The 282-nt window shown below is 56.4% G+C and carries 1 pseudogene; it reads left to right on the top strand.

The annotated features are described in order from the left end of the window. Window positions 1–157, top strand: a pseudogene (locus SB753_RS36540) (magnesium and cobalt efflux protein CorC); the annotation flags it as partial. Window positions 158–282 lie beyond the last annotated feature (125 nt).

Below are 282 nucleotides of genomic sequence, written 5' to 3'. Positions count from 1 at the left end.
AGTTCTCGAAGAAATTCCGGAAGGCGATGTCTGCGTAAAGATTAACGACATCAAAATCGAAGTAATGCGCAGCGACGATCAGGCAATCAGAACAGTTAAGATTTTTCGCCCCGGTCCCGCGCCGGGGTCGAAGATCAAGCGGCTTGTCGGCCGCTGACCGCGCACCTGGCCCACACCTGGCCATTCGGCTGAATAGCGGCCCCTAGCGCGATACCGGATGATCAAGCCGTCATGTTTTACAGGCGGCTCGCAGCCGGGTTTCCATGCGCACTTCTTCCAACA

The sequence above is a fragment of the Paraburkholderia sp. SIMBA_053 genome, assembly GCF_046534895.1.
Lineage (GTDB): Bacteria > Pseudomonadota > Gammaproteobacteria > Burkholderiales > Burkholderiaceae > Paraburkholderia > Paraburkholderia caledonica.
Note: the sequence above shows the minus strand (reverse complement) of the source record. Positions and strands in the feature narration are given on the sequence as shown.